The sequence below is a fragment of the Dactylosporangium sucinum genome, assembly GCF_014647515.1.
GTDB lineage: Bacteria > Actinomycetota > Actinomycetes > Mycobacteriales > Micromonosporaceae > Dactylosporangium > Dactylosporangium sucinum.
On the sequence record NZ_BMPI01000145.1, the window covers coordinates 1 to 7,497 of the forward strand.

Sequence of the window (7,497 nt, forward strand, 5' to 3'; positions counted from 1 at the left end):
CAGCCCTACGGCACCGACCGCGCCCTCGAACGCGGTGGCACCCCCACCGACGGCTACACCGTCGACTTCCGCTGACCGGCGGCGCCCCGGCTCATCCCCGGGGCGCCGCAGTCGTGGTACTGCGGGCCAGGTCGGCGAGCGCCATGCGGGCGAACTCGCATCCATCCCGGGCGGCAGCGGGAACAACTCGTCGGACGACGGCACGCTCGGCTGGTCGAAGAAGAGGAGGTTCGTGCCGCCGCCGCAGCAGCAGCCGACCAGGAGCGCCCCCGCGGCGACCGCGGACGCGCTCACCCGCACCCACCGCGGCCGGTCGGCGGCGGCCTTGAACCACCGGGGCCGCCCCGGCCGCGGGGACGCCGATCCGCCACCACAGTTGCTTCGCCACGGCGCCATCAAAGCAGCCGCGACGCCCCGGCGCCGCCCCGTGGACAGCGGGTGACGGACGAGTCGACCTGTACGCCGGGTTCTGTCCCTGCCCTGCGGCAGGGGGCGGCCATCCATCTCGGCCTGCCGTTGCCGGCAGGCTCCAGCGGTCTACCCGCAGGCATCGGGCGGGCCGCCCTCGAACGCCTGCGCAGGCCGTCACCCCGAAGGGATCGGGCCCTTTTGACCTTGCTCCGGGTGGGGTTTACCGAGCCGCCCCGGTCACCCGGGGCGCTGGTGGGCTCTTACCCCACCGTTTCACCCTTACCCACTGCTGGGCGGTCTGTTCTCTGTGGCACTTTCCCGCGGGTCACCCCGGGTTGCCGTTAGCAACCACCCTGCCCTGTGGAGCCCGGACGTTCCTCGGCGACGCAACCCCGCAGGGATGCGCCGACGCGGCCGCCCGGTCGACTCGTCCGTTCCCATCTATCCTAAGCCGACCATGAACCTCCCAGACATCGTGCTCCTGGCCATCGCCGGGCTCGCCGCGGGCACCGTCAACGCGATCGCCGGCGGTGGGTCGCTCATCACGTTCCCGGCGCTGATCGCGACCGGGCTCGGGTCGGTGCCGGCCAACGTCACGAACTCCGTGTCGGTCTTCCCCGGGTACGTCGCCGCCGTGTACGGCAGCCGGACCGACCTCGCCGACCTCGCGCGCGACCACACCGGCAAGCGGACCCTGCTCGGGCTGGTGCCGACCTCGCTCGTCGCGGCGAGCCTGGGCTGTGCCCTGCTGCTCGCCACCCCGCAGAAGGCGTTCGATCTGCTCGTACCGTTCCTGGTGCTCGCCGCGGCCGGCGTGCTCGCGTTCCAGGACCGGCTGCGGCGCCTGGTCGGGCACCCGCGGCACCTGTCGCCCCGCCGCCGGGTGCTGAGCCTGCACGCGATGGTGTTCGTCGGCTCCCTCTACGGCGGGTACTTCGGCGCCGCCCTCGGCGTCATGCTCGTCGCCGCGCTCGGGCTGGTGCTCGACGCGTCGATGGCCCGCGTCAGCGCGCTCAAGAACGTCATCTCGGCCCTCGGCGGGCTGGTGACGGTCGTCGCGTTCGGGCTGTTCGGGCCGGTGGATTGGGCCGACGTGGCGATCGTCGCGCCGGCCGCGATCGTCGGCGGCTACGTCGGCGCGCGGGTGGCCCGGCGGCTGCCGGGCGCGGTGCTCAAGGGGCTGATCGTGGCCTTCGGCACGACCGTCGGCCTGATCCTGCTCTACCGCGCCGTGAGCTGAGCCAGGTGGGCGGTCTCGTTCACGGTACGGACCGCGACCCCGCCGTCGGGCCAGGAGTCCACCAGTGACAGCCCGGCCGGGTCGAGGTACAGCCGGTGCAGGAAGGAGTCGCCGGCCGCGAGCGCGTCGCGCAGGAGCAGCTTGATCGGCGTCACGTGGCTCACGACCGCGATCTGGCGTCCCTCGTGCCGCTGCTGCAGGCGCCGCACGGCCCGCCGGACCCGCATGCTCACCTGCTGGAAGCTCTCCCCGCCGGGCGGCGCGACGGCGGTGGAGGCGAGCCAGCGGTCGAGCTCGGCGGGGTAGCGCTCGCGCACCTCGCCGAACGTCAGCCCCTCCCACTCGCCGAAGTCGCACTCCACCAGGTCGTCGTCGACCTCGACCGGCAGCCCGGCGAAGGCGGCGGCGCTGTCCCGGCAGCGCGTGAGCGGGGAGGAGACGACGACCTCGATCGCCGGCGCCAGCTCCAGGGCCCGGGCGGCGGCGCGGGCGGCCTGCTCCCGGCCGCGGTCGGAGAGCGGGACGTCGCCACTGCCGGAGTACCGCTTCTCGGCCGTCAGCGGCGTCTCCCCGTGCCGCACGAGCACCATCCGCAACGCCGAGCCGGTGGCGGGCGGCGCCCAGGAACTCCCTGCGGGAGCGGGCGCGGCCGCGCCGTCCATCGCGGCGTTGGCCAGGCGATCGGCCTCGCGGTTCTGCTCGCGGGGGATCCAGCCGTACCGCACCGCCCGGAACCGGCCGGCCAGCTCCGACGCCTGCGCCGCGAGCGGCCGCAGCCCCGGATGCTTGATCTGCCACCGCCCCGACATCTGCTCGACGACGAGCTTCGAGTCCATCCGGACCTCGACCTCGGCCGCGCCGAGCTCCAGCGCGGCCTTCAGCCCTTCGATCAGCCCGGTGTACTCGGCGACGTTGTTGGTGGTGACCCCCAGCGCGCCGAGCCGCTCGGCCAGCACCTCGCCCGTCTCGGCGCGGACCACGGCGCCGTAGCCGGCCGGCCCCGGGTTGCCGCGGGACCCGCCGTCCGCCTCGACCGTGACCCGCACCGCGCTACAGCCCCGACTCCGGCGTGCGGACCAGGATGCGCCGGCACTCCTCGCAGCGCACGACGTCGTCCGCCGGCGCGGCCTTGACCCGGGCCCGGTCGCCGCCGGACAGCTCGATGCGGCAGCCCTCGCAGCGGCCCTGGCGGAGCATCGCGGCGCCGATGCCGCCGCTGCTCTCGCGGATCTTGTCGTACAGCGTGACGAGGTCGGGCGGCAGGTCGGCGGCGAGCGGCCGCCGCCCGGCCTGGCGGAACTCCTCGTCCTTGGCGATCCCGGCCAGCGCCTCGACGCGGCGGCGCTCCGCCTCGTCCCGGGTGGCCCGGGACGCCTCCAGCCGGCCGGTGACCTCGTCGAGGGTGGCCTGGGCGGTCTCCCGCTGCTCCATGAGCTCCAGCTCGGCGTCCTCCAGCTCGCTCTGGCGCCGGTTGAGGGTGCCGATCTCGTGCTGCAGGGCCTCCAGCTCGCGCGACGGGCCGGTGCCGGCGTCGAGCCGGGCCTGGTCCTTGTCCTTGCGGCTGCGCACCTGCTCGACGTCGCGCTCCAGCCGCTCGATGTCGCGGTCGAGGTCGTCGACGGCGACCTGGGCCCGGATCCGCTCGTCCTCCAGGGCGGACAGCTCGCGGGCCAGCTTGTCGAGCTCGGCGTGCTCGGGCAGCGACTTGCGCTTGTGCGCGAGCTGGGTCAGCGCGATGTCGATCGCCTGCAGGTCGAGCAGCCGACGCTGAGCCGACGGGTCAGCTTTCACGGGTGGGAGTCCTCCACAGGGTCCAGGGCGACGTGTCCACATCGGACACGATCGTCTCCACGCCGGCCTCCGAGCGCAGGAACGCGGCGACGTCGTCGAGCCACGGCCGCTCCGACGCCCAGTGGCTGACGTCGAGGAGGGCCGGACCGCCGTTCGCCAGGTGCTCCTGGGCCGGATGGTGGCGCAGGTCCGCGGTCAAGTATGCGTCAACGCCCGCCCGCACAGCGTCGCCGAGGAAGGCGTCGCCGGCTCCGCCGGACACCGCCACCGTAGTGACCGGCGTGGATGGGGACCCTGCCGCCCGTACACCTCCGGCAAACAGCGGCGCCGCGAACTCGGCGAACTCGGCCAGCGTGGTGGGCTCCGGCAGCCGGCCGATGCGCCCGTGTCCCCGGGCCGGATCGCCGGGCGACGGCCGCAGCGGGCGCAGGCCGGTCAGGCCCAGGCGGGCGGCCAGCGCGTCCGACACCCCCGGGTTGGCCACGTCGCCGTTGGTGTGGGCGGTGTACAGCGCCACGCCCGCCCGGATGAGCCGGTGGACGATGCGCCCCTTGTAGGTGGTCGGCGCGAGCGTCGAGACGCCGCGCAGCAGCAGCGGATGGTGGGTGAACAGGAGCTCGGCCCCGGCCGCCACGGCCTCCTCGACCGTCGCCGGGTCGCAGTCGACGGCGAGGAGGACCTTGGTGACGGGCGCGTCGGGCTCGCCGAGGACGAACCCGACGCGGTCCCAGTCCTCGGCCCAGGACGGTGGGTAGCGCTGCTCCAGCAGCCGCACCAGTTCGGCGACGCGCACGGCGTGACGTTACTCCACCCCGCCGGTACCGGCGATGCGCTGGGCCTGCACCGACGGATACTCCTCCAGCGCGTCCAGCGCCAGCTCCCACGGGAACTGGTCGATGAACTGGTCACCGGTGCCCGGCGGGTGCAGGCGCAGGACGTCGTCGCCGTAGAGCACGGTGACGCCCCACGCGCGCAGCCGCTCGATGGACTGGCCGAACGCCGGGTGCGCGGCCATGGCCGCGTTGGTGAACGGCATCGCCACGATCGGCAGGCCCAGCCCGACCCCCTCGACGATGAGACCCAGGGCGAGCGTGTCGGCGATGCCGGCCGCCCACTTGTTGACGGTGTTGACCGTGGCCGGGGCGACGATCATCGCCTCGGCCGCCGGCAGGACGTCTGGTTCTCCCGGGTACTTGTAGCGGTGCCGCACCGGATGCCCCGTCTGGGCGACGAGTCGAGGGATGTCGACCCATTTGAGGGCATCCGGAGTGGCGACCACACACACTTCCCAGCCCCGCTCCTGGGCGAGCGAGACCAACTTGCCGGCACCCTGGGTGCACGGCGATCCGCACACAACGACGTACAGGACACGTCCGGACATGCCGGCATTGTGCACTGTTGCTACACGCCCACGCTCATGTGTTCGGCAAGTTCAGCCACAGAGGCGGACGGCGTGCCCCGGGTGCGGCGCAGGACGTCGCTGAGCACCTCCCGGGCCAGCGGCCGGCAGCGGATCTCCGAGGGGGCGAGCCGGTCGCCCTCCAGGAGCATCTCGCTGGCCAGCTCGATGTCGCCGATGAGGGCCCGGGCGCGGGCCTGGTCGAGGTAGTGGTGGGCCCGCCGCTCGGGCAGCAGCGCGTTGAACCCCTCCGGATCGAGCTGGTCGTGTACCTCCACCGCCAGCCGTCCCTCACCCAGCTCGACGGCGGCCGCAGCCCGGTGCAACTGGACGTTCGTCGGGCCGAAGCACGTCCAGTAGTAGTTGGCGTCGTAGTCGAGCCCGCGCGCCGCCTCCTCCGCGCCGTTGAGCAGGTCGCGCACGGTGGCGCTGTCGCCGATCCGGGCGGCCGCCATCGCGCCCTGCATGAGCAGCTGGCCGTAGACGGACAGCCGCTCGGGCGAGCTGTCGTTGCCGTTGGTGCCGGGCGCGAGCCGGTTGGCGATGTTGACGTTGATCTCCAGCGAGGGCCGGGACCGCCCGAGCGCGAGCAGCGCCTGCGCCACCCGTACGGTCGCGGTGCCGGCCAGGAGCTGGTCGCCGGCCCGCTGGGAGACCGCGATGGACCGGTCGGCGGCCAGCCAGGACAGCTCGTGCTCGCCGAGCTTGCGCAGGGCCGAGGACGAGATCTGGTACACCTGGCCGAGCAGGTGGGCGGCCTCGTCGGCGTGCGGGCCGTCGTTGAACGCGGTGTCGGCCGCCTGCGCCTCGCGCAGCAGGCGGGGCAGCGTGCGGGCGAGCGTGCCGTACTTCGCGTGCTGGTACGACAGCCAGGCGTGCGTGACGGCCTTGCGCAGCTCCGCCAGCGGCGGCGGCTCGGGCGGGGCGTAGAAGAACGCGCTGATCTGGTCGTAGCGCTCCAGCGCCGCCCGGATCTCCTCGACCTCGACCTGGTCGACGCAGTTGACGCCGTCCGGCCGCCGTTCGGGGTCGCGGCCGAGCAGAATCTGCACGTCGAGCTGCAGGACGTCGGCGATCTCGTAGACCACCGAGAACTTGTCGAGGCGCCGGACACCCCGCTCCACCTTGTCGACCCAGCTCTTGGACTTGCCGAGGCGGTCGGCGAAGACCTGCTGGGACATCTTGCGGCGGTTCCGCCAGTACGCCACGCGGCGGCCGATGGGCAGCTCATCCACGTCGCTCACCTCCGGAGGTCACCCCGCTCGGTCGATATCGCACGAATTGTGCGGTCCGTCCGGCTCGCGTGTTCGTACGTTCTGTCGTGCAAGTTGCAGCCCCCGTCGCCATGGCCAACGACGCACAATGCGTCCGGTGACGCGACGTGGTCCTGTGCGCACTTTCGTGTGATCGCGGCTGGCAGGAGGCGTTGATGGTGGCCTGGGAACGGTTCAAACTGCGCCGGGCGGCCGCCGAGTACGCGGCGCACGGCTGGCCCGTCCGGCCCGGCTCGTTCCTGGTCGGCCGGCGCGCGCGGGCCCGCCGCTTCCACTGCGGCGAGCCGGGCTGCCGGACCGTGGCCTGCCATCCGACCCGGCTGCCGCCGACCACCGCGGCGGACGTCGTGGCCGGCTACTGGCGCGTCCACCCGTACACGGTGCTGCTGCCGACCGGCCGGGCGTTCGACATCCTGGAGGTGCCGGCCGCGCTCGGGCGCGCGGCGCTGCTCGGCGACGGCTTCGTGGCGGCGCGGGGGCCGGTGGCCGTGACTCCCGGCGATCGATGGATGTTTCTGGTACTGCCGGGGCACGGCGTCCTGCCCGAGCTCTCGCAGCAGCCCGGCGTGGTCCTGCACGGCCAGGGCTCGTGGGTTCCCGCTCCGCCCAGCCCTCAGTTCGGGGGCCGGGTACGGTGGGAACTGCCGCCGGATGCGCACGGCTGGCGACCCGCCGAGCCGTATGCGGTCCAGGCGCTCATGCTCGACGCCATCGGCGCCGGTCCGTCGTTCTCGTCCCGCCAGCGGGCCACGTGGCGCGCGGCGGCATAACTGGGAATCCATGACGGGCTTCCTGTGGGTCTCGTCCTGCGGGGGGCTGTCCTGCTGCTGCGAAGCCGCATGGCATGATCCGCAGGGCGATCGCGCACAAAGTTTCACGTGCAGAATTCATGCCAATGCCCAACGTAGCGTCGTGGTGGCCCTACGTCGACCCCTGTACCCCGCATGGGGTACTCAACGACTCCGCAGTCGCCTACTCAACATTGAGTGATGATCTACTCTATTGATCATCTTCATGCAGCACTCGCGCCGCGCCGCCACCCGGCCCCGGACGCTGCCGCCCGCACCGCCCGCCGGCCGTGCACCCGCCGCCGCCCTGCACCCGCCGCCGCCCTGCACCCGCCCGCCGGCCGCCGCCCACACCGCCGCATCGCACTGACCACGCCGCCCACGCCCCGCGATCTTGGACTTGCGGTCCCGGGAAGGTCCGCTATTTCGGCATAAAGACGGGACCACAACTCCAAGATCGCGGAGTAGCTGGTGGCACGGACCCTCGACACGGCCCGGCGGGCACGGACGGACGCGGGCGGGCACGGACGGGCGGGCGCGGGCACGGACGGGCGGGCGCGGGCACGGACGGGCGGGCGCGGGCACGGACGGGCG

General features: G+C 73.4%; 8 protein-coding genes and 1 other RNA gene. 2 read left to right on the forward strand and 7 right to left on the reverse strand.

What is annotated here, in order from left to right; all coding sequences use genetic code 11:
- Together IEZ31_RS58020 and rnpB are read right to left on the reverse strand one after the other, a co-directional pair.
- Positions 1–294 (reverse strand): hypothetical protein (locus IEZ31_RS58020; RefSeq protein ID WP_229837318.1); only part of this gene is annotated, 294 nt, incomplete at its 3' end.
- A gap of 148 nt (positions 295–442) precedes the next feature.
- Positions 443–841: RNase P RNA component class A (gene rnpB / locus IEZ31_RS55155), an RNA gene on the reverse strand.
- 27 nt (positions 842–868) lie between these two features.
- Between rnpB and IEZ31_RS55160 the strand changes: the two genes are divergently transcribed.
- A complete protein-coding gene (locus tag IEZ31_RS55160; protein ID WP_190258192.1) occupies positions 869–1,651 on the forward strand; it encodes a sulfite exporter TauE/SafE family protein in 783 nt (260 codons plus the stop codon).
- On the opposite strand, the gene IEZ31_RS55165 is transcribed toward IEZ31_RS55160, so the two are convergent.
- The 5 genes from IEZ31_RS55165 to IEZ31_RS55185 are packed head-to-tail and all read right to left on the reverse strand — an operon-like array spanning position 1,633 to position 6,076.
- Positions 1,633–2,697 carry a histidine phosphatase family protein gene (locus IEZ31_RS55165; RefSeq protein ID WP_190258193.1) on the reverse strand — a complete coding sequence of 355 codons (1,065 nt, stop codon included), beginning with the start codon at positions 2,695–2,697 and terminating at the stop codon, positions 1,633–1,635. The two genes, IEZ31_RS55160 and IEZ31_RS55165, sit on opposite strands and share 19 nt — an antisense overlap.
- Before the next feature lie 4 nt (positions 2,698–2,701).
- Positions 2,702–3,442, reverse strand: a complete 741-nt coding sequence (locus IEZ31_RS55170; RefSeq protein WP_190258194.1) for a zinc ribbon domain-containing protein — start codon at positions 3,440–3,442, stop codon at positions 2,702–2,704.
- The gene (locus tag IEZ31_RS55175; RefSeq protein ID WP_229837320.1) at positions 3,432–4,235 is read right to left on the reverse strand and encodes a Nif3-like dinuclear metal center hexameric protein; all 804 of its coding nucleotides are present in this window, start codon (positions 4,233–4,235) and stop codon (positions 3,432–3,434) included. The genes IEZ31_RS55170 and IEZ31_RS55175 overlap by 11 nt, the downstream gene beginning before the upstream one ends.
- Before the next feature lie 9 nt (positions 4,236–4,244).
- Positions 4,245–4,823 carry a flavoprotein gene (locus IEZ31_RS55180; protein WP_190258195.1) on the reverse strand — a complete coding sequence of 193 codons (579 nt, stop codon included), beginning with the start codon at positions 4,821–4,823 and terminating at the stop codon, positions 4,245–4,247.
- Positions 4,824–4,843: 20 nt separating this feature from the next.
- On the reverse strand, positions 4,844–6,076 hold the full coding sequence (locus IEZ31_RS55185) for a helix-turn-helix domain-containing protein (protein ID WP_190258196.1): 1,233 nt from the start codon (positions 6,074–6,076) through the stop codon (positions 4,844–4,846).
- 194 nt (positions 6,077–6,270) lie between these two features.
- Here IEZ31_RS55185 and IEZ31_RS55190 point away from each other — a divergent pair, with 194 nt between their 5' ends.
- Complete coding sequence (locus tag IEZ31_RS55190; protein ID WP_190258197.1) at positions 6,271–6,885, forward strand: bifunctional DNA primase/polymerase; 615 nt, start codon at positions 6,271–6,273, stop codon at positions 6,883–6,885.
- Positions 6,886–7,497: the final 612 nt, after the last annotated feature.

Bases quoted from the DNA above. Each gene is read 5' to 3' on its own strand.
- IEZ31_RS55160 (WP_190258192.1), top strand. From the start codon at position 869: ATGAACCTCCCAGACATCGTGCTCCTGGCCATCGCCGGGCTCGCCGCG.
- IEZ31_RS55180 (WP_190258195.1), bottom strand. From the start codon at position 4,823: ATGTCCGGACGTGTCCTGTACGTCGTTGTGTGCGGATCGCCGTGCACC.
- IEZ31_RS55190 (WP_190258197.1), top strand. From the start codon at position 6,271: ATGGTGGCCTGGGAACGGTTCAAACTGCGCCGGGCGGCCGCCGAGTAC.